The 22,126-nt window shown below is 70.9% G+C and carries 22 protein-coding genes; 16 read left to right on the top strand and 6 right to left on the bottom strand.

Annotated elements, in window-relative coordinates; genetic code table 11:
* Window positions 1-9: 9 nt before the first annotated feature.
* Window positions 10-87, bottom strand: coding sequence for a 50S ribosomal protein bL37 (locus CLV71_RS50575; protein WP_414638095.1), 78 nt, complete (start codon window positions 85-87; stop codon window positions 10-12).
* 82 nt (window positions 88-169) lie between these two features.
* Complete coding sequence (locus CLV71_RS02910) at window positions 170-700, bottom strand: hypothetical protein (protein WP_133900952.1); 531 nt, start codon at window positions 698-700, stop codon at window positions 170-172.
* 198 nt (window positions 701-898) lie between these two features.
* On the opposite strand from CLV71_RS02910, the gene CLV71_RS02905 reads away from it, so the two are divergent.
* Window positions 899-1,645: a D-Ala-D-Ala carboxypeptidase family metallohydrolase gene (locus CLV71_RS02905; RefSeq protein WP_166663895.1), complete on the top strand. Its 747-nt coding sequence runs from the start codon at window positions 899-901 to the stop codon at window positions 1,643-1,645.
* Between the two features lie 164 nt (window positions 1,646-1,809).
* Here CLV71_RS02905 and CLV71_RS02900 read toward each other — a convergent pair whose 3' ends face one another.
* Window positions 1,810-2,667: an acyl-CoA thioesterase gene (locus tag CLV71_RS02900; RefSeq protein ID WP_133900951.1), complete on the bottom strand. Its 858-nt coding sequence runs from the start codon at window positions 2,665-2,667 to the stop codon at window positions 1,810-1,812.
* Window positions 2,664-4,094, bottom strand: a complete 1,431-nt coding sequence (locus CLV71_RS02895; RefSeq protein ID WP_133900950.1) for an AMP-binding protein — start codon at window positions 4,092-4,094, stop codon at window positions 2,664-2,666. Before CLV71_RS02895 ends, CLV71_RS02900 begins: the two co-directional genes overlap by 4 nt.
* A gap of 132 nt (window positions 4,095-4,226) precedes the next feature.
* On the opposite strand from CLV71_RS02895, the gene CLV71_RS02890 reads away from it, so the two are divergent.
* From CLV71_RS02890 to CLV71_RS02820, 15 genes are all read left to right on the top strand, one after another.
* Window positions 4,227-5,207 carry an ABC transporter ATP-binding protein gene (locus tag CLV71_RS02890; RefSeq protein WP_133900949.1) on the top strand — a complete coding sequence of 327 codons (981 nt, stop codon included), beginning with the start codon at window positions 4,227-4,229 and terminating at the stop codon, window positions 5,205-5,207.
* The gene (locus CLV71_RS02885; RefSeq protein WP_133900948.1) at window positions 5,204-6,211 is read left to right on the top strand and encodes an ABC transporter ATP-binding protein; all 1,008 of its coding nucleotides are present in this window, start codon (window positions 5,204-5,206) and stop codon (window positions 6,209-6,211) included. The genes CLV71_RS02890 and CLV71_RS02885 overlap by 4 nt, the downstream gene beginning before the upstream one ends.
* Window positions 6,212-6,276: 65 nt before the next feature.
* Window positions 6,277-7,860: an ABC transporter substrate-binding protein gene (locus CLV71_RS02880; protein WP_133900947.1), complete on the top strand. Its 1,584-nt coding sequence runs from the start codon at window positions 6,277-6,279 to the stop codon at window positions 7,858-7,860.
* A 68-nt stretch (window positions 7,861-7,928) separates the two neighbouring features.
* Window positions 7,929-8,915, top strand: a complete 987-nt coding sequence (locus CLV71_RS02875) for an ABC transporter permease (protein WP_166663894.1) — start codon at window positions 7,929-7,931, stop codon at window positions 8,913-8,915.
* A gap of 1 nt (window position 8,916) precedes the next feature.
* A complete protein-coding gene (locus tag CLV71_RS02870) occupies window positions 8,917-9,759 on the top strand; it encodes an ABC transporter permease (protein WP_133900945.1) in 843 nt (280 codons plus the stop codon).
* Window positions 9,743-10,735, top strand: a complete 993-nt coding sequence (locus tag CLV71_RS02865; protein ID WP_133900944.1) for a CoA transferase — start codon at window positions 9,743-9,745, stop codon at window positions 10,733-10,735. Before CLV71_RS02870 ends, CLV71_RS02865 begins: the two co-directional genes overlap by 17 nt.
* Window positions 10,732-12,057 (top strand): CaiB/BaiF CoA transferase family protein, encoded by a 1,326-nt coding sequence (locus CLV71_RS02860; RefSeq protein WP_166663893.1) that lies wholly within the window; start codon window positions 10,732-10,734, stop codon window positions 12,055-12,057. The genes CLV71_RS02865 and CLV71_RS02860 overlap by 4 nt, the downstream gene beginning before the upstream one ends.
* Window positions 12,054-13,340, top strand: a complete 1,287-nt coding sequence (locus CLV71_RS02855; RefSeq protein ID WP_133900942.1) for an acyl-CoA dehydrogenase family protein — start codon at window positions 12,054-12,056, stop codon at window positions 13,338-13,340. The genes CLV71_RS02860 and CLV71_RS02855 overlap by 4 nt, the downstream gene beginning before the upstream one ends.
* A complete protein-coding gene (locus CLV71_RS02850) occupies window positions 13,337-14,440 on the top strand; it encodes an acyl-CoA dehydrogenase family protein (protein ID WP_133900941.1) in 1,104 nt (367 codons plus the stop codon). The genes CLV71_RS02855 and CLV71_RS02850 overlap by 4 nt, the downstream gene beginning before the upstream one ends.
* A gap of 18 nt (window positions 14,441-14,458) precedes the next feature.
* Window positions 14,459-15,304, top strand: coding sequence for an enoyl-CoA hydratase-related protein (locus CLV71_RS02845; RefSeq protein ID WP_208297350.1), 846 nt, complete (start codon window positions 14,459-14,461; stop codon window positions 15,302-15,304).
* Window positions 15,301-16,305, top strand: coding sequence for a phosphotransferase family protein (locus CLV71_RS02840; protein WP_133900940.1), 1,005 nt, complete (start codon window positions 15,301-15,303; stop codon window positions 16,303-16,305). Before CLV71_RS02845 ends, CLV71_RS02840 begins: the two co-directional genes overlap by 4 nt.
* The gene (locus tag CLV71_RS02835) at window positions 16,302-16,928 is read left to right on the top strand and encodes a TetR/AcrR family transcriptional regulator (protein WP_208297349.1); all 627 of its coding nucleotides are present in this window, start codon (window positions 16,302-16,304) and stop codon (window positions 16,926-16,928) included. The genes CLV71_RS02840 and CLV71_RS02835 overlap by 4 nt, the downstream gene beginning before the upstream one ends.
* Window positions 16,925-17,902: an NAD(P)H-dependent flavin oxidoreductase gene (locus CLV71_RS02830; protein WP_133900939.1), complete on the top strand. Its 978-nt coding sequence runs from the start codon at window positions 16,925-16,927 to the stop codon at window positions 17,900-17,902. The genes CLV71_RS02835 and CLV71_RS02830 overlap by 4 nt, the downstream gene beginning before the upstream one ends.
* 10 nt (window positions 17,903-17,912) lie before the next feature.
* Window positions 17,913-19,124 carry an acyl-CoA dehydrogenase family protein gene (locus CLV71_RS02825; RefSeq protein ID WP_133900938.1) on the top strand — a complete coding sequence of 404 codons (1,212 nt, stop codon included), beginning with the start codon at window positions 17,913-17,915 and terminating at the stop codon, window positions 19,122-19,124.
* 11 nt (window positions 19,125-19,135) lie between these two features.
* On the top strand, window positions 19,136-20,365 hold the full coding sequence (locus CLV71_RS02820; RefSeq protein WP_133900937.1) for an acetyl-CoA C-acetyltransferase: 1,230 nt from the start codon (window positions 19,136-19,138) through the stop codon (window positions 20,363-20,365).
* A 200-nt stretch (window positions 20,366-20,565) separates the two neighbouring features.
* On the opposite strand, the gene CLV71_RS02815 is transcribed toward CLV71_RS02820, so the two are convergent.
* A complete protein-coding gene (locus tag CLV71_RS02815; RefSeq protein WP_133900936.1) occupies window positions 20,566-21,384 on the bottom strand; it encodes an enoyl-CoA hydratase-related protein in 819 nt (272 codons plus the stop codon).
* 3 nt (window positions 21,385-21,387) lie between these two features.
* Window positions 21,388-22,122, bottom strand: a complete 735-nt coding sequence (locus CLV71_RS02810) for an SDR family oxidoreductase (RefSeq protein ID WP_133900935.1) — start codon at window positions 22,120-22,122, stop codon at window positions 21,388-21,390.
* Between the last annotated feature and the right edge of the window lie 4 nt (window positions 22,123-22,126).

Below are 22,126 nucleotides of genomic sequence, written 5' to 3'. Positions count from 1 at the left end.
TCGGTGCGGCTACGACCCGTTCGGGCGCTTGCCGTGGTTCGCGCCCTTCTTGCGGCGAGTGGCTCGTTTGCTGGTGCGCTTCGACATCGTGTGCTCCTCCTGGGTTCGCCGCTGACTCTAGGACCACCTCGGGGAGGGCGTCCACTCGCGTCCCCGCAGCCGCCGCAGGTCAGCCGCCCTGGACCCACATCGAGTAGAACAGCGACGCGCCGTCCGCACAGATGACCTGCGGCATGTCCGGCTCCGGCACCTGGTCGCACGCGAAGCCCGCCACCTCGATCGGGTCGGAGGCCGGGTCCGGGTTCGGGCGTTCGGCGTAGTAGTCGACGAGCACCGCGCCCGCCTGGTCGCAGTTCACCCGCCCGGCGGGTGTCTCGATGACGACCACCTGCATCGCCTTGCCGAGGGCACCCGTGATCGTGCCGTCGCAGTACTGGGCGGGCGCGTTCGGGTCGATCGAGGTGGGCGGGGCGGCGAGCGACGGCTCGTCCTCGGTCGTGGTGGGACGGTCGGTCGTGGTGTCCTCGGTGTCCTCGGTGTCCTCGGTGTCCTCGGTGTCCTCAGTGGACTCGGTGGGCCCGGCGGACCGCGTGGACCCGGCCGTCGCGGGAGGGTTCCCGCCGCTCACCGGGTCGCCGACGACCGGAGCGGAACACCCGGCCACCACCAGTACCAACGCCGCCGCCAACCACCGCCTCATGGTCGCATCATCACACGGCCGCGCTCGCCGGATGGGGCGTTCGGTGATCTGTGCACAGTGGGCGAACCGGCGCCCACCGGTGGTGACGGGCCCGACCACAGAAAAATCTCAACTTAGTTTGCAACAGGTCTGGAAAAGTTCACCCGCTCTAGTAACCTTCCAACGCGGAGTGCTTGTTCATAGTCAGGAAGGAACAAGATGCCTCGCCCTGCGTTCATCAACCGACGCACCATGCTTCGCGGCTCGCTCGTCGCAGGCGCCGGTGCCGTCCTCGCCCCCGTCCTTCTCCCCGGCGTCGCGAACGCCTACAGCTGGACCCGCACCATGCAGCAAGGCATGACCGGCGCGGACATCACCGAGCTGCAGATCCGCGTCGCCGGCTACGCGGCCGACAGTGCCAGCCAGACCCGCGTGTCCATCGACGGCGAGTTCGGCCCGGGCACGGCGGCGGCCGTCCGCCGTTTCCAGGCCGCGTACGGCCTCAGCGCCGACGGCGTCGCGGGCCCCGCCACCCAGACCAAGCTCAACGCGCTCGAACAGTCCGACGGCTCGACGGTGCACTTCAACTTCAGCGAGTTCACCGACCGGGTGAGCGGCACCTTCAACGGCGGCAAGCTGAGCGCGGCGAGCACGAAGGAGAACGTCCGCCGCTGCATGTACAAGCTCGAGGCACTGCGCCTCAAGCTCGGCAACAAGCCCATCACGGTCAACTCGGGCTTCCGCAGCATCCAGCACAACGCCGACATCGGCGGCGCGAGCGACAGCATGCACCTCTACGGCACCGCCGCCGACCTCAACGTCCCCGGCGTCGCCAACAAGACCGTCTACCAGAAGTCGGAAACCTGCGGCTTCTCCGGCCTCGAGACCTACAACACCGACCACCAGCACGTCGACAGCCGCGCCGATCTGGGCCGCTCGTGGTGGTGGGAGAACGGCACCGTCTGACCCCGCCCGCCCGACCCGCCTGTACTGAAGGACGCCTTCCTAACGCTGGGCGTTAGGAAGGCGTCCTTCGGTACAGTGGGGCCGGGTCCACTGGCCGGAACACAGGGCGTGCCGTCGCCGACGCCCCCGCGGTGGGTCCGGCCTGGGTGTTACGAAGGACGCCTTCAGTGCAGTGGGGCCGTGATGCGGCGGACGAGCATTTCCTGGCTCGCCGTTGCCAGCAATGTTCCGTTTGCCGTGAAGAGGTTCGCCTGTCCCATTGCTCTCGCTGCCGCGGCCGACGGGCTCCTGCTCTCGTAGAGGAGCCAGTCGTCCGCGCGGCCCGCGCGGTGCAGCCACATGCTGTGGTCGAGGCTCGCGGAGCGGACCTGCGTCCGGTCCACGTCGTGGTGCTGGAACGCGCCGTGCATGATCCCGAAGTCCGACAGGTAGATCAGCATCGCCTGGTGCAGCAGCGGATCGTCCGGCAGCGGCGCCGTGATCCGCATCCAGATCGAGGAAGCGGGCTCACCCGGCGACCCGGGCGGGCACGAACGCAGCTCGACCGCACCCGCCCGGGCCGGCCCGTCCGCCGCCACGTAGAAGGGCGTCCTCCCGGCAAGCTCCTCGGCCGCCGGCCGGGCGGGCATCACGTCCTGGTGCGCCATGCCCTCCTCCGGCACCTGGTACGACGCGGTCATCGACGTCACGATCTCGTCGTCCTGCGACACGTCGATCCGGCGCACGGCGAACGAGCGGCCGTCGCGCAGGGTCGTCACCTCGAAGTGGAACTTCACCGACGGCCGCGCCGCACGCACGAAGTACGCGTGCACCGAGTGCAGGACCGCGGGTGGGGCGACCGTCCGCGCCGCGGCCACCGCGCACTGGGCGAGGATCTGGCCGCCGAACACCCGGTGGGACGGCACACTCGTGCTGCGGCCGGTGAACGTCGTCGCCGAGAGCCGTTCCACCGCGAGCACCGACACCAGCTCGTCCACGGAGGACACACCGGACCGGTGCGCACGCCAGCTGTCCACGGTCATGACGCCGTCCCCGTCGGCAGGCGCTGTGCGCGCAACGCGGACCGGCGCACCTTGCCCGCCTCGTCACGCAGCGGCGACTGCGTCAGCTCGTAGGCCCTCGGCCGCTTGTACGGCGCCAACAAGGAAGTCAGGTGCGCGTCGAGCGCCTCGGCGGTCACGTCCGGGTCCGCCTCGACGATCGCGACCACCCGCTGCCCGAGGTCCTCGTCCGGCAGGCCGATCACCGCGCTCGCCCGCACGCCGGGACAGGAGTCGAGCGCGCCCTCGACCTCCGCCGGGTACACGTTCGCGCCGCCGCTCACGACGCAGTCCGTCGAGCGGTCGTCGAGGTACAGGAAACCGTCCTCGTCGTAGTGGCCGAGGTCGCCGAGCGACTCCCAGCCGTCGCGGCTGCGTGGTGCCGCGCCGACGTAGTGGTAGGTCGAGCCGGGACCGTCCGCGGGCATCAGGAACACCTCGCCGACCACACCCGGCGGCACGACCCGGCCCTGTTCGTCCTGCACCTCGAACCGCGACCCACGGATGGCCCTCCCGACGGAACCCCGGTGGGACAACCACTCCCGGCCGTTGATCAGCGTGATGCCCTGGCTCTCGGTGCCCGCGTACACCTCCATCACGCGGTCCGGGCCGAGCCAGTCGATCCACGCCTCCTTCAGCCACGGCGCGCACGGACCGCCGACGTGCAGCAGCGTCCGCAGCGACGACAGGTCCGCGGCGGCCCGGACCTCCGGGGGCAGCTTCCAGATGCGGTTCATCATGGTCGGCACGAGCTGCATCCACGTCACGGCGTGCTCCTCGACGAGGCGCAGCACGCGGGCCGCGTCGAAGCGGCGCATGACCACGAGCCGGTTGCCGCTGAACAGACCGCGCATCGAGTAGATGAACGCGGCGTTGTGGTAGAGCGGGCCGACCACCAGATGGACGCCGTCGGGGTGCATGTACTCGACCACCGACACGTTGGGATCCCACTGCGGACGGTCGTGACTGAAGATGAGCTTCGGCTTGCCGGTGCTGCCCCCGGAGGTCAGCGCCTTCCAGTACTTCGGCGAGACGTCCGGCAACTCGGCCTCGGAAAGACCGCTCGCGTCCACTTCGGACTCGACGACCAGCGCGGGCGGCGCGAGCGCGAGGATCCGCTCCCGCTCGGCCGGGGGCAGCTTCACCGACAGCGGCAGTGTGGTCGCGCCGAGCTTCCACGTCGCGACACACGCACGGACCAGTGCCGCCGAGTTGGGCAACACGACGGCGACGACGGAGTCCTTGCCGACACCCGCCGCCGCGTAGACGCGGGCCAGCCTGTTGGTGGCGCGGTCGAGCTCGGTCCACGTCATCACGTCGTCCGAACCGTCCTCGACGAGGGCCACGGCGTCCGGTCGGGTACTGGCGAAGTGGCCGAAGAGGCGACCGATGGAGAGTTCCCGGCCCATGCGTCCTCCCTGACGACAGAGCAACAATTTGCACTCCGAGTGCATCTTAATCAGGACCAACTATTGACACGCGTGTGACGCCACTTACTATTTGCACCAGGAGTGCAGATAGTCTCGGCGGGAGGGTGCGGCATGGCTGACCTGCTCAGAGTGGCCGACCTCGGCCTGTCCATCGGCGGCACGCGGCTGCTGTCCGACGTCTCGTTCACCCTCTCCGAGGGCGAGGTCGTCGGGCTCGTCGGCGAGTCCGGATCGGGCAAAACGCTCACCGGACTGACCGTGATGGGCCTGCTGCCACCCACCGCGGAGGCGACCGGCACCGTCGAGTTCCAGGGCAACGACCTGCTGACCGCGGGTCCCGAGGAGCTGCGGCGGCTGCGGGGCAGCGAGCTGAGCATGATCTTCCAGGAGCCGAGGGCGTCGCTGCACCCCGCGCGCCCGGTCGGCAAGCAGATCGTCGACGTGGTCCGCGCGCACGAGCAGGTGTCGAAGGCCGTCGCCCAGGACCGCGCGTGCGACCTGCTCGCCCAGGTCGGCCTGCCCAACCCCAGGCGGACGCTCTCCGCCTACACCCACGAGCTGTCCGGCGGCATGTGCCAGCGCATCATGATCGCGATGGCGCTGGTGTGCGAGCCCAGGCTGCTGCTCGCCGACGAGCCGACGACCGCGCTGGACGTCACCATCCAGGCGCAGATCATCGAGCTGCTGCGGGGCCTCGCCGAGGAACGCGGGCTCACGGTGCTGCTCATCAGCCACAACCTCGGCGTGGTCAGCGACCTGTGCTCCCGCGTGATCACCATGTACTGCGGCCAGGTCGTCACCGTCGACCGAACCGACCACCTGCTGCGCCACCCCCAGCACCCCTACCCGTGGGCGTTGCTCCAGGCCTCGGCCGTGGACCTCGACACCGAGCGGGAACACGAGTGGACCGGCATCGCCGGCACGCCGGCCAACCCGGCCCGCCCGCCGGTCGGCTGCCGGTTCCACCCGCGCTGTCCACACCGGACCGAGACGTGCGAGAGCACGAGTCCCGACCTGGTCGCCGCCGAGGGCGGCGGGCTCACCCGGTGCCTGCGGCACGAGGAGCTGACGTTGAGCGGGGTGTCGGCATGACCGCCGGGGTGGAGGAGACCGTGGCCGCGGCGCGGGTCGGCGACGCGCTGTCGGTCAAGGATCTGGTGGTCACCTACGGCAACCGCCGCGACCCGCTCCGCGCGGTCGACGGGGTGACGCTGGCTGTGCCCCGAGGCCAGGCGCTCGGCGTGATCGGCGAGTCGGGCTCGGGGAAGTCGACGCTCGTGATGGCCATCGCGGGCCTGCTGCCCACCACGAGCGGCACGGTCGACATCGCGCCACGCGACGGCGATCTCGCCCCGGCGGCCAGGTCGGTCGGTCGGGGCGGACAGGTCCAGGTGATCTTCCAGGACCCGATGCTGGCACTGTCGCCGAGCCTGCCGATCTGGCGCAGCGTCGCGGAACCGTTGGCACCCGGGAACCTCCGCGTGCCCGCCAGGTTCAGGGCGACCGCCGTGGAGTTGCTCGGCCAGGTCGGGATCGGCCCCGAGCTTGCCGACCGGCGGCCCGCGCAGCTCTCCGGCGGGCAGCGCCAGCGGGTCACCATCGCCCGTGCGGTGGCCGCGCAGGCGCCGCTGATCATGTGCGACGAACCGGTCGCCGCACTCGACATCTCCCTGCAGGCGGGCGTTCTCCGGCTGCTCGACGAGATGCGCCGCACCCGCGACCTGACCTACGTCTTCGTCTCCCACGACATGACGTCGATCGCGCGGATCGCCGACCAGGTCGGGGTCATGTACCTCGGCAAGCTCGTGGAGCTGGGCCCGACGCGGGCCGTGCTCCGCGAGCCCCGTCATCCCTACACCCAGGCGCTCATCAGCGCCGTGCCAACCGTGTCGCTCCAGGCACGCGCCAGGAACAGGACGCTGCTGCCCGGGGAGATCCCGGACGCGCGGCGGCCACCGTCGGGGTGCCGGTTCCGCACCCGCTGCCGGTTCGCACAGGACCGGTGCGCGGTCGAGGAACCGACTTTCGGCCCAGGAGAGGCACATCAGGTCGCCTGCCACTTCTGGCCCGAGATCAAGGATGCCGCCACACCTTGAGTGACGGCCACGTACAACGGCCCCGCCACGGGCCCGCTCAACCTCCAGCACAAAGGAGTGCACGTATGTTCGCACACCTCACCCGACGGCGCGGTATCCGTCTCGCCGCGGGTGCCATCGCCGCACTGACCCTGGCGGCGTGCTCCGGCCAGGGCACCGGTGACGACACCGGAAGTGGTGGCTCCGCCGCGGCGGATCCGTCCGGCACGGTCAACGTCGTCCACGGCTCGACGCCCAACCAGTTCGACCCGTGCGGCACGCTCAACGGCTCGGAGCTCGCCTACATGACCGCGATCTACGCGCCGCTGCTGCGTTCGGACCCGGCGACGGGCAAGCTCTCCCCCGGCATCGCGACCAAGTGGGAGACCTCGTCCGACGGCCTCACGCTGACGCTCACCCTCCAGAAGGGACTGAAGTTCCAGGACGGGTCGCCACTCAACGCCGAGACGGCCAAGACGAGCCTCGACCAGTGCATGAAGCTGGGCAACCAGACCGTGCCGGGCCTCAAGGGCGTGGCCGCGCAGGGGGACGACACACTCGTGTTCACCCTCGAGAGCCCGCTCTCCGGGCTCGTCGACCTGCTAGGCAGCCGCCTCGGCCTGCTCGCCTCCCCTGTCGCACGGGAGAAGGAGGGCACCGCGTTCGGCTCGAAGCCCGTCGGCGCGGGCCCCTACCAGCTGACCGACTTCGTGCCGGGCAGCTCGGTGAAGCTGACCCGTTGGGACGGCTACAAGGAGGCGGGCATGCCGAAGGGCAAGGCCGCCGCGATCAACGTCTCGATCATCCTCGACCCGTCCGCGCAGGTCGCCGCGCTCACCGGCGGGCAGGCCGACTACGGCTGGCGGCTCGACCCGACGGTCGTGCAGTCGGTGAAGGACCAGCCGAACCTGAAGGTCAGCACTGACATCGGTGTGTCGATCGCCGACCTGAACGTCGACCGCAGCCAGGGGCCCCTGCAGAACGAGAAGGTCCGCCAGGCCATCAGCTACGCGATCGACCGCAAGGCGCTCGCCGAGACCGGGTCGGGAGGTCTGACCGACGTGGGCGCGGTGCAGCCCTACCCGCCGGGCCACCCGTACCACTTCGACGACATGGACAGTGCGTACTCCTACGACGTGAAGAAGGCCAAGCAGCTGCTGACCGAGGCCGGTTACCCGAACGGGCTCACGCTGCGCGGACTTTCCCTGGACGGCAAGAACTTCCAGGACGCCGGTGTGATCGTGTCCCAGCAGCTCGCGCAGATCGGCATCAAGGTCACCTTCGAGGCGAAGGCACTGCCCGACGCGACGAAGAGCTTCTACACCGACCACCAGTACGACATCTTCTCCACCGGCATGAACTCCGGCCCGGACTGGATGACGATCTACCGCAGGATCCTCACCACCACGTCCGCGGGCAACGCGGGCAAGGCACCCATCCCGGACGGTGACGCGGCCGTCGAGGCACTCAACAAGGCCTCGAACGACGCCGACCTGAAGTCCGCGCTGAAGGCCGCGAACAAGGTGTTCCAGGAGCAGCTGCCGATCATCCCGCTGTTCTACACGCCCTACGTCGCCGCGTGGAGCGACCGGGTCACCGGCGGCGACAAGGCCTTCGCGGTCAACGGCGAGGCCGACCTCACCGCGCTCGGCGTCACGGCGGCAGGCTGATGCGTCCGGCGCCCGCGCTGGCACCCGACCGTCCCCGGGAGGACCCCGGGGACGGTGGGGCGGCGCCCATGGCGCGAGCCAGGCGGCGCGGCTTCTTCGCGGCGGGCGGGCTGCCCCGGTTCGTCCTGCGGCGGCTGCTGCTGTTCATCCCGACCGCGATCGGCGCCGGGCTGCTCACGTTCCTGCTCGTAAAGATCATCCCGGGTGGTCCCGCCTACGCCAGGCTCGGCGAGGACGCGACCCCGGAGGCGATCGCGGTCGTGGAGAAGCAGCTCGGGCTCGACAAGCCGGTCGTGGAGCAGTTCTTCAGCTGGCTCGGCAAGGCGGTCACCGGCGATCTCGGGGTGTCGTTCCAGACCGGGCAGCCGGTGTCGAAGCTGATCGGCAACGCACTGCCGGTGACCCTCGAGCTGGTGCTGCTCGCGATCGTCGGGACCATCGTGATCGCCGTCCCGCTCGGCGTGTTCGCGGCGAAGCGGGCCGACAGGCGGTCGGGCCGGTGGATCCGCACCGTCTCGGGTGTGGGGCTCGCGGTGCCGGACTTCTTCCTGGCGCTGGTGCTGATCAGTGTGTTCTCGGTTGGTCTCGGGTTGCTCCCCCGGCTCGGCTATCCCCGGTTCACCGTGGACCCGGCCGACAACCTGTACCACGTGATCCTCCCGGTGCTGCCGATGATCCTCGGCGGCAGCGCGATCGTGATCCGCCAGGTCAGCGCCGCGATGGTGGACGCGCTGGCGAGCGACCACACCCGCACGGCACGTGCGATGGGTTTGTCCGAGCGCGTGGTCACCTGGCGGTACGCGTTCCGGGCCGCGCTGCCGACCGTGCTGAACGTGGTCGCCCTGCTGGCACTGGGGCAGCTCGGTGTGACGCTGGTGCTGGAGAAGATCTTCGTGCTGCCCGGCATGGGCAGTGCGCTGGTCAACGCGATCGGCGTCCGCGACTACACGCTGATCCTCGGCATCGTGCTGGTGTACGTGTTGATCGCGCTGGTCGTGAACCTCGTGGTCGACATCGTCAGCGGCCTGGTCAATCCCGCGAACAGGGGGGAATGACATGCGCTCTCGTATCGGTCTCACTGTCGCTCTGGTCATCATCGTGGGGCTGCTGCTCGCGGCGATCTTCGCGCCATGGGTGGCGCCCTACGACCCTCTCGCCCAGGACCTGCACAACCGGCTCGCCGGGCCGTCCGGCTCGCACTGGCTCGGCACCGACCAGTTCGGCCGGGACGTGGTGAGCAGGCTGATCTGGGGCGGCCGCAACGCGTTCGGCGGGGTCGCGATCGCCGTCGGGGTGACGTTCGTGCTCGGTGTCGTGTGGGGCACCGTCGCCGGCTACTGGCCCCGCTACACCGGCACCGTGCTGATGCGGTTCGCCGACATCATGATCGCGTTCCCCACGATGGTGCTCGCGGTCGCGATCACCGGGTCGCTCGGCGCGGGGCTCGTCACGTCGATGGTCGCGATCGGGCTGGTGCTGTCGCCGAACATGGCGCAGCTGACCAGATCCGGGGTGCTGTCGGTGCGTCAGCAGCAGTTCGTGCAGAGCGCGCGGCTCTCGGGCGTACGCACACCGGTGATCCTGGCGCGTCACGTACTGCCGCTGGCGCTGCGGCCGGTGGTCGTGCAGCTGACCATCTACACAGGACTGACGTTCGTGATCCAGGGTGTGCTGTCGTTCCTCGGTCTCGGTGTGCCCAAGCCGGCACCCAGCTGGGGCAGCGACCTGTCCGACGCCTACGCCCAGATCCTGTCCGCCCCTGCCCAGATCGTCGCGCCCGGCGTGCTGCTCGGCATCGTCGTGCTGTGCGTGTACCGCGTCGGCGACGCGCTGCGCGACCGGATGAGCACTGGCGTCGTGCGCACGGAGAGGACGGAGGACGATGTCATCGTCGCCTGAGCCCCTTGACGGAGTGGTGGTCGCGGACCTGTCGTCGACCGTCGCCGGGCAGTACGCGGGCCGGATGCTCGCCATGTACGGCGCGACGGTCGTGCTGGTCGAGCCGCCGGAGGGCACGCCGACCCGCCGCATGCCGCCACTGTCACCCGACGGCGAGTCGTTCGTGTTCCGGCACGTCAACCAGGGCAAGCAGTCCGTCGTGGTCACCGGGGGCGCGCTGGCGGACCTGTTGGTGCGGGCCGATGTCGTGCTGCGGGACCAGGGTGAGGGGCCGGTGCTGGCGGACACGGTGATCGACTGCGAGGTCGGCGACTTCCCGCCCGGCCCGTACGCGGACTGGACCGGCACCGAGATGATCCACCAGGCGTTGTCCGGGGTGATGAACGCGACCGGTTCGGTCGGCCGTCCGCCGATCTACGGGCTCGGGCACCGCTCGGCCTACGCGACCGGCACCACCGCCTACATCTCGGTCGTGGCCGCACTGCACGAACGCCGGAGGTCCGGGCTGGGGCAACGGGTTCGGGCGACGGTGTTCGAGTCGGCCGCCGCGATGGCGCAGAACCTGGTGAGCCAGTACAGCTACAACGGCACCCAGGAGACCCGCGCCCGCTACCCCGGGTTCCTGGCGATCCTGCGGTGCGCCGACGCGTGGGTGGTGCTGTTCGCGATCCGCAACTGGCCGAGCCTGTGCCGGGCGTTCGACCTCGACGAGCTGATCGACGACCCCCGGTTCGTCACCTCGGGTGACCGGCTCGCGCACTGGCCCGAGGTCGTGGAACTGTTGCGGGAGCGGGCGTCCGGGATGCTGTCGGACGACGTCGTCGCCGCCTTGCAGGCAGGCCGGGTCAGCGCCGAGAAGGTGTGCGACCTCGGCGAGCTGGTGGCCTCGGAGCACTGGCGGGCCCGGCGGATGCTCCGCGAGGTCGACGGCAGGCCGGCGCTCAACCGCCTGTTCGAGGTCGGAGGTGTGGCGTGAGCGAGCTTGCGAGCGATCCAGTGGTGCCGGGCGGGCCTCTTACCGGTGTTCGGGTGCTGGAGTTCACCACCGCGTGGGCCGGGCCGTTCGCGGGTCGCTGCCTGGGTTATCTCGGCGCGGACGTCATCAAGATCGAGGCGCCGAGCCATCCCGACTCGTGGCGTGGCACCCGCACGGGCGGTGCGCGGTTCTACTACCCGGAGATGGAGCCCGGCGACGACCCGCAGAACCGCAACGTCCTGTTCAACTCGCAGAACCTCGACAAGCGCTCGCTCGCGCTCGACCTCAAGGTGGCCGGGTCGGCGGAGGTCATGCGTGACCTCGCGGCGGGCGCGGACGTGGTGCTGGCGAACTTCACACCCGGCGTGCTGGACCGGCTCGGCGCCGGCTACCAGGCACTCAGCGAGGTCAACCCGCGGATCATCGTGGTCGAGATGCCCGCGTTCGGTCCCGGCGGGCCCATGTCGAAGCACCAGGGCATGGGCAAGACGATGGAGCCGGCGTCCGGGATGACCGCACTGATGGGGTATCCCGACGGCACGCCCGTGCTCACCGGTCCCGCCTACATGGACCCGACCGGCGGCCTCAACGCGGTGGCCGCCGTGGTGACCGCGCTGGAGCTGCGTGAACGCACCGGCGTGGGCACCCGGGTCGAGGTGCCGCAGGTCGAGGCCGCCGCGCACTGGATCGGCGAGTTCGTGCTGGAGCAGCTGGAGACCGGCAGGACCTGGCGTCCGGACGGCAACGCGGCGGCGGGCTTCGCGCCGCACGACGCCTTCCCGGCACGCGGCGACGACCAGTGGGTCGCGGTCGCCGTCGCCGACGACACCCAGTGGCGGGCGCTGTGCGGGTTGATGGACCGTGCCGACCTCGCGACCGCGGACCGCGCGGGACCCGAGGTCCACGCCGCGATCACCGCGTGGACGTCCACCCGGGACAAGGTCGAGGTGGCACACCTGTTGCAAACCAACGGCATACCTGCCGCACCGGTCCTGGGTGCCGGTGAGATCGCGACCAGCGCGGCGGTCCGGGAGTCGGGGCTCGCCGTGACCCTCGACCACCCGAAGGTCGGCAGGCGCGAGTACGGCGCGCTCGGGTTCCGGCACGACCGGACGCCGGGCGGCCACCACCACGCGGCGCCGCTGTTCGGACAGCACAACGACACCGTGCTGCGTGACCTGCTCGGCTACGACGACGAACGCGTCGCTGGACTGCGAGCCGGCGGCGCGGTGACCGACCGGCCGACCGCCGACACGGACACGCCGCGCGTCATCCCACCCGACACGGGAATCCCCAGTCACAGAAGGGTTTCCACCCCATGACCGCGCAAGAGACCGACGCCTCCGGCCCCCGGGATCCATTGTCCCACGAGGCACCGACATTCCCGGTCGGCGCGGGGCGGGACGCGCCGTCGCCCATCGACTACACGCCTGCGCAGCAGGAGTTCCGCGCCGAGATCCGCGACTGGCTGGCCGCCAACGCACCCGACGAGATGCGTGGTGTCGAGGTGCCGCGTGCCCCGGTGCCCGAGCTGGACGCCCGCATCAGGCGGTGGGCCGACACGCTCACCGAGGCCCGCTACATGTGCGTGGCCTGGCCCACCGAGTACGGCGGCCGCGGCCTCTCCGGGGTCGAGGTCTCGATCATGAACGAGGAGTTCGGGCGCGCGGACGTGCCCCGGCTGACCCGGGGCATGGGCGAGTCGCTCGTCGGCCCCGCGGTCATCACGCACGCCACCGAGGAGCAGAAGAGCCGGATCCTGCCGCCGATCATCTCCGGCGAGCACGACTACTGCCAGGGCTTCTCCGAGCCGGAGGCCGGGTCCGACCTCGCGAGCCTGCGCACCACCGGCGTCGTCGACGGCGACGAGCTGGTGATCAACGGGCAGAAGGTGTGGACGTCCGGGTTCTGGAAGGCGAACAGGATCTTCCTGCTGTGCCGGACGAACCCGGACGCGCCCAAGCACCGGGGCATCTCCTACGTGCTGACCTCCGTCGAGGACAACGGCGTCGAGTTCCGGCCCATCACCAGGATGACCGGCAAGGCACTGTTCTCCGAGACGTTCTTCACCGACACGCGAGCCTCGCTCGACGACGTCATCGGCGGGCTCGACAACGGCTGGCGGGTCGCGATGACCACGCTCGGCAGCGAGCGCGGAGGCAGCGCCACCACCCAGCACGTGGCGTTCCTGCGCCAGTTCTGGCGGCTGGTCGACGAGGTGCGCAAGCGCGGCCTGATCGACGACGTCCGCGTCCGCGAGCAGCTCGCGTGGGCCTACTCGCAGGTCGAGACGATCCGGTTCACCGGTCTCGGGCTGGTCGCCGACCTCGCGTCCGGCGGCACCGGACGCGGCGCCGGGAACGGCTCCACGAGCAAGATCCGGTGGTCGGAGTACCAGCGCAGGATGACCGAGATCGCCATGGACCTGCTCGGCCCCGACGCGCTGGTGGTCGGCGAGGACTACGACCTCGGCCACTGGCAGGAGGAGTTCCTCGTGACCCGATCCCACACCATCTGGGGCGGCACCGCCGAGGTGCAGCGCAACATCGTGGCCGAGCGCGTGCTGGGCCTGCCGAAGGACCCCGCGCCAGGAGGTGCCCGATGAGCCTCGCGACCACGACCGAGCAGGAGGAGCTGCGTGCGACCGTGCGCCGCTACCTCACCGACCGCGTGCCGCTGTCCCGCGTCCGCGAGCTGATGGCCACCGCCGAAGCACACGACCCCGCTGTCTGGACCGCGTTGGCCGGGCTCGGCTTGCAGGGCCTCGGTATCCCGGAGCGCTACGACGGCGCCGGGTTCGGGGCGCAGGAGCTGGCTCACGTCTTCGAGGAGTGCGGCCGGGCGCTGCTGCCCGCGCCGCTACTGGCGACCGTCGGGCTCGCCGTGCCGCTGCTGCTCGCGAGCGGCGACGAGGACACCATGGCCCGGTACCTGCCGGGTGTCGCGAGTGGGCGGACGGTCGCCACCGTCGCGTGGCTCGCACCCGGTGCCGGCTGGGACTCGGCGGGCACGTCGTCGTCGGTGACCAACGCGGCGGACGGCTGGCGCCTGTCGGGCAGCGCGTCGCTCGTGCTGGACGGCACGGTCGCGGACCTCGTGCTCGTCGTGGCGGGCACGGGAGACGCCGCCACGGTCGTCGCGGTCGAGGACGGCATCACGCGGACCGCGCTGCCCACCCTGGACCAGACGCGACCGTTGGCACGCCTGGACTTCGACGACACGCCGTGCACGCCGATCGGCACCGTCGGCGACGGCGGACGGCTGCTGTCCTCGGCACTCGACACCGCGAACGTGTTGCTGGCCGCGGAGATGGTCGGCGGCGCGCAGGCGTGCCTGGACATGGCCGTCGAGTACGCCAAGGTGCGTGAGCAGTTCGGCGGCCCGATCGGCCGTTTCCAGGCGGTGAAGCACAAGTGCGCCGAGATGCTCGTCGAGATCGAGGGCGCCCGCGCCGCCACCCGTTACGCCGCCTGGGCGGCCGCGGAGAACCCCGAGGAGCTGCCGGTCGTGGCCACGCTCGCGAAGGCGGCCGCGGCCGAGGCGTACTTCCGCGCCGCCGCCGACAACGTCCAGATCCACGGCGGCATCGGCTTCACCTGGGAGCACGACGCCCACCTCTACTTCAAGCGCGCCAAGTCCTCGCTGATGCTCTTCGGCGACGTCGGCGCCTACCGGCGGCAGCTCGCCGACCGCATCGGTCTCTAGAACCCGGAGGAGAACCCCGTGACAGCCGTGCAGACCTACGAATCCATCCTCGTCGACCGGGACGGCCCGGTCGGCATCATCACCCTCAACCGGCCCGACGCGCTCAATTCGTGGGACTGGCTCATGTCCGCGGAGATGAACCACGCCTACGGCGAGTTCGACCGCGACGACGACGTCCGCGCGATCGTGCTCACCGGCGCGGGCCGCGCGTTCTGCGCCGGTGCCGGGCTGCGGCCTGCGGGCGCCACGTTCGACGGCTCGCTCACCCGCGACGACGCCGAGGCGAAGTTCCCCGGCGCGCACCGCGGCGCGGACCAGCTGCGCACCCCGGTGATCGCCGCCGTCAACGGCGCGGCCGTCGGCGCGGGCATCACCATGGCCTTACGCGCGGACATCATCTACGTGGCCGAGAACGCCAAGCTGGGCTTCGTGTTCAACCGCCGAGGCGTCATCCCCGACGCCGACCTGCTGTGGAGCCTGCCGCGCCTGATCGGCTACTCGCGGGCGATCGACCTGCTGCTGACCGGGCGCATCTTCGCCGGCAGCGAGGCGGCCGAGATCGGGCTCGCGTCCCGCGCGCTGCCCGCCGAGGAGGTCCTGCCCGCGGCCGTCGCGGCGGGCCACGACATCGCCGCGAACGTCGCGCCGGTGTCCGCGGCCATCACCAAGCTCGTCGCACGCAAGTTCCTCCAGGAGACCGACCAGAACGCGGCGCTGGAGCTGGAGCGCAAGCTGTTCCGGTGGGCCGGACAGCACGCGGACGCGCCGGAGGGCGTCAACGCGTTCAAGGAGAAGCGCGCACCCCGGTGGACCCTGTCGAAGACCAGGGACTTCCCGACCGAACTGTTCGACGACGGCCGATGACACTGCCCGAAACCCTGCCCGGGCTCGACATCGACCGCCTGCGTGCCTACCTCGACACCGGACCGCTGACCGGTCGGGTGCTCGGCGGCGGCAAGTCCAACCTCACCTACCTCGTCACCGACGGGACGCAGGAGTGGGTGCTGCGCCGGCCTCCGCTGTGGCACGTGCTCGACACCGCGCACGACATGCGCCGCGAGTACACGGTCATGGCGGCGCTGGCGGGCTCGCCGGTGCCCGTGCCGAGGATGGTGTCGCTGTGCACGGACTCATCCGTGCTCGGCGCGCCGTTCTACCTGATGGAGTACGTGTCGGGCACGGTCCTGCGGGACCCGGCGCTGCTCGACGGGATCGGCCCCGACCGCCTGCGCACACTGGTGCTCGCCACGGTCGACGTGCTGGCCGCGCTGCACGCGGTGGACAGCACGGCGGTCGGGCTCGCCGACTTCGGCAGGCCACAGGGGTTCAACGAGCGGCAGGTGCGCAGGTGGCGGCGTCAGCTGGACGACTCCCACAGCCGCGAGGTGCCCGGCATTGACGAGCTGCACCGCAGGCTCGCCGACGAGATCCCCGAGGGCCGCGACGCGACGGTGCTGCACGGCGACTTCCGGCTGGACAACGTGCTGGTCGACACGAAGACACCCGGTGTGCGCGTGGTGCTCGACTGGGAGATGTCGACGCTGGGCGATCCCCTGACGGACGTGGCGCTGATGCTGCTGTACGCGGAGCGTCCCGTCGTGTCCGCCAGCGGACCGCCGCGCTCGCCGACGTCGGTGGCCGGGCACCCGACGGTCGAGGAGATGCTCGACCGGTACGCGGCGGTGTCCGGACGTGACCTGTCCGACCTGTGCTGGTACCGCGCGTTCGCGGCGTTCAAGCTGGCGGTGATCCTCGAGGGCGTGCACTACCGGCACCTGCACGGGCAGACGGTGGGGCCGGGCTTCGACCACGTCGGCGACCAGGTGGGGCCCCTGGTAGAACGCGGGCTCGGACTGCTCGCATGACACCGGAAGGGGACGTGGCCTTGGACACGACCGACTCGACGACACCGGAGCGCACCGACGGGCGCACCCTGCGCGCGGAACGGACCCGCGAGTCGATCATCGACGCGCACATGGCACTGATACTGGAGGGCGACCTCCAGCCGACCGCGAGGCGCGTCGCGGAACGCGCCGGGGTGTCCTTACGCACGCTGTGGGGCCACTTCGCGGACCTGGAGGCCCTGTTCGCGTCAGCGGGGCGACGCACGCTGGAGATCCAGTACGCGAACTACCGGCCGGTGCCGGTGGACCAGCCGCTGGCCGACCGGATCGACCAGTTCTGCCGCCAGCGCGCGCACATGCTGGAGGTCATCGCCGGGGCGTCCCGCGCGGCGCAGATCCGGCTGCCCTACTCCAAGCAGCTGCGCGTGAACCGTTCCCACCACACCGACCGCCTGCGTGCCGAGATCGAGGAGCTGTTCGCCGAGGAGCTGGCCGGCGACGCGGACCTGCTGACCGCGGTGCTGGTCGCCACCACCTGGCCCGCCTGGATGGGGGCCCGCGACGACCTAGGGCTGACCGTCGAGCAGGCCACCACCGTCATGCACCGCACCGTCACCGCTCTCCTCACCGGATCGGAACCATGATCAGCACCCGCTTCACCGAGCTGATGGGCATCGACCACCCCATCGTGCAGGGCGGCATGCAGTGGGTCGGCCGCGCCGAGCTGGTGTCGGCCGTCGCCGAGGCGGGCGCGCTCGGGTTCCTGACCGCGCTCACCCAGCCGACCCCCGAGGCACTGGTCGCGGAGGTGGCCCGCTGCCGCGAACGGACCGACCGGCCGTTCGGGGTGAACCTGACGATGCTGCCGTCGATCACGCCGCCGCCCTACGCCGAGTACCGCGACGCGATCATCGCCGCGGGCGTGCCGGTCGTGGAGACCGCGGGCTCGAACCCGGCCGAGCACCTGCCGCACTTCCACGCGGCCGGGATCACCGTGCTGCACAAGTGCACGAGCGTCCGTCACGCGCTGAAGGCGCAGGCACTCGGCGTGGACGCGGTGAGCATCGACGGTTTCGAGTGCGCCGGGCACCCGGGCGAGGACGACGTGCCGGGCCTGGTGCTCATCCCCGCGGCGGCCGAACGCCTGACCATCCCGATGATCGCCTCGGGCGGGTTCGGCGACGGCCGGGGGCTCGCCGCGGCGCTGGCACTGGGCGCGGACGGCATCAACATGGGCACCCGCTTCCTCGCGACCGTCGAGGCGCCGGTCCACCAGCGCATCAAGGAGCGGCTCGTCGAGGCGACCGAGCTGGACACCGACCTCGTCTACCGGCAGCTGCGCAACACCGCACGGGTCGCCCGCAACGGCGTGAGCCGCTCGGTCGTGCAGCTGCTCGCGGGCGGCGCGGAGTTCGCCGAGATCCGCGAGCTGGTCGCCGGCAGACGCGGCCGCACGGTCTACGAGTCGGGCGACCCCGAGGCGGGCATCTGGTCGGCGGGGCTCGTGCAGGGACTGATCCACGACATTCCCACCGTCGCCGAACTGGTCGGCCGGATCGTGGGGGACGCGACCGACATCATCCGCGACAGGCTCGGCGGCCTCGTCGCGACAGGCTGAGAGGAACGGCATGGACTTCGGTTTCGACGAGCGGACCGAGGAGCTGCGGACGCGGCTGCTCGCGTTCATGGACTCCCACATCTACCCGGCGGAGCCCGTGTACGCCGCGCAGGCGGCAGAGCGGGACGACCCGTGGGCGCCGCCGCCGGTCATCGAGGACCTCAAGGCCGCCGCGCGGGAGGCAGGCCTGTGGAACCTGTTCCTGCCGGGTGAGGACGGCGGCGGCCTGACCAACCTGCAGTACGCGCCGCTGGCGGAGATCACCGGCCGCAGCCCCGGTCTCGCGCCGACCGCGCTGAACTGCGCGGCCCCGGACACCGGGAACATGGAGCTGCTGTCGATGTTCGGCACGCCACCGCAGCGGGACGAGTGGCTGAAGCCGTTGCTGAACGGCGAGATCCGGTCCGCGTTCGCGATGACCGAACCGGACGTGGCATCCTCGGACGCCCGAAACATCGCCACCACGATCACCCGCGACGGCGACGAGTACGTCGTCACCGGGCGCAAGTGGTACATCAGCGGCGCGATGAACCCGAACTGCCGGGTGCTGATCGTGATGGGCGTGACCGACCCCGACGGACCGCCGCACCGCCGCCACAGCATGGTGCTGGTCCCGACCGGCACCCCCGGCGTCGACGTCCGGCGCGGCATGCACGTCTTCGGCTACCCGGACGGCACCAAGGGCGGCCACGCGGAGATCGTGTTCGACAACGCCCGCGTGCCGGTCACGTTCCTGCTGGGCGACGAGCACGCCGGTTTCGCCATGGCGCAGGCCAGGTTAGGCCCCGGCCGGATCCACCACTGCATGCGGTTGATCGGGATCGCCGAGCGGGCCGTTGAGCTGATGTGCCGCAGGGCGTTGGACCGCACGGCGTTCGGCAAGCCGGTGGCGGAGCAGGGGGTCGTGCGGGACTGGATCGCGGAGTCACGCGTGCGGATCGAGCAGCTGCGGCTGCTGGTGCTCAAGACCGCGTGGCTGATGGACACCGTCGGCAACCAGGGCGCGCACACCGAGATCCAGTCCATCAAGATCGCGACCCCCAGTGCGGTCGAGTGGATCCTCGACAAGGCCATCCAGGTGCACGGCGCGGCGGGCGTGAGCCAGGACTTCCCGCTCGCGCAGCTGTGGTCGAGCACCCGCACCCTCCGCCTGGCCGACGGCCCGGACGAGGTGCACAAGCGTTCCCTTTCCCGTCGTGAGCTAGCCAAGTATCGCTCCTGAAAGGACAGTCAATGCCCGAGGCAGTGATCGTCGCAGCCGCCCGCTCCCCGATCGGACGTGCCCGCAAGGGCTCGATGACCACGATCCGCCCCGACGACCTGGCCGCACAGATCGTGCGTGCCGCACTCGACCAGGTGCCGCAGCTCGACCCGGCGGACATCGACGACCTCATGCTCGGCTGCGGCAGGCCGGGCGGTGAGCAGGGCTTCAACATGGGCCGGGTGGTGGCCGTGCTGCTGGGGTACGACAGCGTGCCCGGCACGACCGTGACCCGGTACTGCGCGTCGTCGGTGCAGACCACGCGGATGGCCATGCACGCGATCCGTGCGGGCGAGGGCGACGTGTTCGTCAGCGCGGGCGTGGAGACGGTGTCCAGAATGGACAAGGGCAGCTCGGACTCCGCTCCCGGCACCCACAACCCGCGTTTCGCCGACGCCCAGGCCCGCACCCGCACGGTCACCGACGACGGCGCCGACGAGTGGCACGATCCCCGGTTCGACGGGTCGCTGCCGGACGTGTACGTCCCGATGGGACAGACCGCGGAGAACGTCGCCCTGTCGGAAGGGGTGACCCGGGAGGACATGGACACCTTCGCGGTGCGGTCGCAGAACCTCGCGGAGAAGGCCATCGCGGACGGCTTCTTCGCACGCGAGATCACCCCGGTCACGATGCCGGACGGCACCGTCGTGTCCACCGACGACGGCCCACGTGCCGGGGTGACCTACGAGGCGGTAGGCAAGCTGGCGCCGGTGTTCCGTCCGGACGGGCGGGTCACGGCGGGCAACTGCTGCCCCCTCAACGACGGTGCGGCGGCACTCGTGGTCATGTCGGACACGAAGGCGCGGGAACTGGGCATCACACCGCTGGCGCGGGTCGTGTCGACGGGGGTTTCGGGGCTGTCACCGGAGATCATGGGTCTCGGACCGGTGGAGGCGTCCAGGCGTGCGCTGGCCAACGCGGGCATGTCCATCGACGACGTGGACCTGGTGGAGATCAACGAGGCGTTCGCCGCGCAGGTGCTGCCCTCGGCGCGGCAGCTGGGGATCGACCCGTTCGACCCGGACACCCTGAACGTGCACGGCGGCGCCATCGCGCTCGGCCACCCGTTCGGCATGACCGGCGCCCGGATCACGACGACACTGCTGAACGGCCTGCGCACCCGCGACAGGCAGATCGGCCTGGAGACGATGTGCGTCGGCGGCGGCCAGGGCATGGCGATGGTGCTGGAGCGGCTCAGCTGAGAACGGCGGGCGTTCGTCCACGAACGCCCGCCCACCTCGACCGAAGACCGGCGGACGGTCCGCACGAACGCCCGCACCTGCCTCCGTGCAGTCGGCGGTGGCCGAGGCATGGCCCTGACGCTTCAGCGACTCAGCTGGAACGGGCGCGCATTCTTCACGAACACCCCGCACCGCCTCACCATCGTCAGTTCGGCAACAGCTCAGCTGAAGACCGGCGGGCGCTTCTCCACGAACGCCTGCACCGCTTCCTTGTGGTTGTCGGTGAGGCCGCACGCGAGGTGGCGGGGCACCTCGCGGTCCATCGCGTCGACGAGGTCGAACCGTTGTGCGTCAAGCAGGTTCTGCTTGATGGCGGCGAGTGACTCAGGCGACCCGGCCGCCAGCTCGGCGGCCGTCGTGAGGGCGAACCCGGCCACCTCGTCCGCCTCGACGACCCAGTCGAGCATCCCCCACCGCTCGGCGGTGGCCGCGTCGATCCGTTCGCCGAGGAACATCGCGCGCCTGGCCCGCGCGGGCCCGACGAGCCGCGACAGCAACCACGTCGCACCATAGTCACCGGACAGTCCGACCTTGCCGAACGCGGTCGCGAACACCGTCTTCGCGTGTCCGATCCGCAGGTCGCACGCGAGCGCGAACCCCAGCCCCGCCCCGGCTGCGGCACCCGTCAACGCCGCGACCGTCGGCTTGGGAAAGTCGTACAGACAACCGACCGTGGCCCGCTGCATCGCCTGCTGGCGCCTGATCCGCTCCTCGTGCGGCACGGTGGTCCCGCCGCCCTCCCCACCTCGGGCGGCGAACGCCTTCACGTCCCCACCCGCGCAGAACGCCGGCCCCGCGCCGGTCAGCACGACGGCCCGCACGTCCTCGGCAGCCGCCAGCTCCGGCAGCACCGTGGCCAGCGCCGAGAGCATCTCCTGCGTGAGCGCGTTGCGCCGCTCCGGCCGGTTCAGGGTCACCACCCCGACACCACGCTCGACGTGTGCCAGCAGGTCTCCGGTACCGGTCTCGATCTCACGCATGGCTCAGCCCTTCGGTCCACCGGCGACGTACAGAACCTGCCCGGACACGAACCCGGCGGCCTCCCCGACGAAGAACGCGACCGCGTTCGCGATGTCGTCCGGCTCACCGGCCCGCGCGACCGGAATCGCCGCGGCCCTCTTGGCGACGTACCCGTCCCAGTCCTCACCGATACGCGCGGCCGTCGCCTTCGTCATGTCCGTGGCGATGAACCCGGGCGCGATGGCGTTGACCGTCACCCCGAACCTGCCCAGCTCGATCGCGAGCGTCTTGGTGAAGCCCTGCATCCCGGCCTTCGCCGCGGCGTAGTTGGCCTGGCCACGGTTGCCGAGCGCGGAGGTACTGGACAGGTTCACGATCCTGCCCCACTTCTCGCCGACCATGTGCCCCTGCACGGCCCGCGACATCAGGAACGCACCCCGCAGGTGCACGCCGAGCACGGTGTCCCAGTCGGTGTCGGTCATCTTGAAGAGCAGGTTGTCCCGCGTGACACCGGCGTTGTTGACCAGCACGGTCGGCGGCCCCAGCTCGTCGGCGACGCGGGCGACGGCGGCAGCGACCTGGTCGGTGTCCGATACGTCGGCACCGACCGCGATGCCCCCGATGTCGTCCGCGACCGGCTTGGCGTCGGCCTCGGTGAGATCCAGGACGGCGACGGACATCCCGTCGGCGGCGAGGCGGCGCGCGGTGGCGGCGCCGATACCGCGAGCGGCCCCGGTGACGATCGCGACTCGAGCCATGGTG

It is taken from the genome of Actinophytocola oryzae (genome assembly GCF_004364325.1).
GTDB lineage: Bacteria > Actinomycetota > Actinomycetes > Mycobacteriales > Pseudonocardiaceae > Actinophytocola > Actinophytocola oryzae.
The sequence above is the reverse complement of the archived record's forward strand: the minus strand, read 5'-3'. Positions and strand labels throughout refer to the sequence as shown.

What these genes read in the sequence shown, in the direction of transcription:
- CLV71_RS02885 (WP_133900948.1), top strand. Translation starts at nt 5,204, where the DNA reads ATGACCGCCGGGGTGGAGGAGACCGTGGCCGCGGCGCGGGTCGGCGAC.
- CLV71_RS02870 (WP_133900945.1), top strand. Translation starts at nt 8,917, where the DNA reads ATGCGCTCTCGTATCGGTCTCACTGTCGCTCTGGTCATCATCGTGGGG.
- CLV71_RS02880 (WP_133900947.1), top strand. Translation starts at nt 6,277, where the DNA reads ATGTTCGCACACCTCACCCGACGGCGCGGTATCCGTCTCGCCGCGGGT.
- CLV71_RS02875 (WP_166663894.1), top strand. Translation starts at nt 7,929, where the DNA reads ATGGCGCGAGCCAGGCGGCGCGGCTTCTTCGCGGCGGGCGGGCTGCCC.
- CLV71_RS50575 (WP_414638095.1), bottom strand. Translation starts at nt 87, where the DNA reads ATGTCGAAGCGCACCAGCAAACGAGCCACTCGCCGCAAGAAGGGCGCG.
- CLV71_RS02820 (WP_133900937.1), top strand. Translation starts at nt 19,136, where the DNA reads ATGCCCGAGGCAGTGATCGTCGCAGCCGCCCGCTCCCCGATCGGACGT.
- CLV71_RS02830 (WP_133900939.1), top strand. Translation starts at nt 16,925, where the DNA reads ATGATCAGCACCCGCTTCACCGAGCTGATGGGCATCGACCACCCCATC.
- CLV71_RS02840 (WP_133900940.1), top strand. Translation starts at nt 15,301, where the DNA reads ATGACACTGCCCGAAACCCTGCCCGGGCTCGACATCGACCGCCTGCGT.
- CLV71_RS02890 (WP_133900949.1), top strand. Translation starts at nt 4,227, where the DNA reads ATGGCTGACCTGCTCAGAGTGGCCGACCTCGGCCTGTCCATCGGCGGC.
- CLV71_RS02810 (WP_133900935.1), bottom strand. Translation starts at nt 22,122, where the DNA reads ATGGCTCGAGTCGCGATCGTCACCGGGGCCGCTCGCGGTATCGGCGCC.
- CLV71_RS02865 (WP_133900944.1), top strand. Translation starts at nt 9,743, where the DNA reads ATGTCATCGTCGCCTGAGCCCCTTGACGGAGTGGTGGTCGCGGACCTG.
- CLV71_RS02815 (WP_133900936.1), bottom strand. Translation starts at nt 21,384, where the DNA reads ATGCGTGAGATCGAGACCGGTACCGGAGACCTGCTGGCACACGTCGAG.
- CLV71_RS02825 (WP_133900938.1), top strand. Translation starts at nt 17,913, where the DNA reads ATGGACTTCGGTTTCGACGAGCGGACCGAGGAGCTGCGGACGCGGCTG.
- CLV71_RS02905 (WP_166663895.1), top strand. Translation starts at nt 899, where the DNA reads ATGCCTCGCCCTGCGTTCATCAACCGACGCACCATGCTTCGCGGCTCG.
- CLV71_RS02895 (WP_133900950.1), bottom strand. Translation starts at nt 4,094, where the DNA reads ATGGGCCGGGAACTCTCCATCGGTCGCCTCTTCGGCCACTTCGCCAGT.
- CLV71_RS02855 (WP_133900942.1), top strand. Translation starts at nt 12,054, where the DNA reads ATGACCGCGCAAGAGACCGACGCCTCCGGCCCCCGGGATCCATTGTCC.
- CLV71_RS02835 (WP_208297349.1), top strand. Translation starts at nt 16,302, where the DNA reads ATGACACCGGAAGGGGACGTGGCCTTGGACACGACCGACTCGACGACA.
- CLV71_RS02850 (WP_133900941.1), top strand. Translation starts at nt 13,337, where the DNA reads ATGAGCCTCGCGACCACGACCGAGCAGGAGGAGCTGCGTGCGACCGTG.
- CLV71_RS02910 (WP_133900952.1), bottom strand. Translation starts at nt 700, where the DNA reads ATGAGGCGGTGGTTGGCGGCGGCGTTGGTACTGGTGGTGGCCGGGTGT.
- CLV71_RS02900 (WP_133900951.1), bottom strand. Translation starts at nt 2,667, where the DNA reads ATGACCGTGGACAGCTGGCGTGCGCACCGGTCCGGTGTGTCCTCCGTG.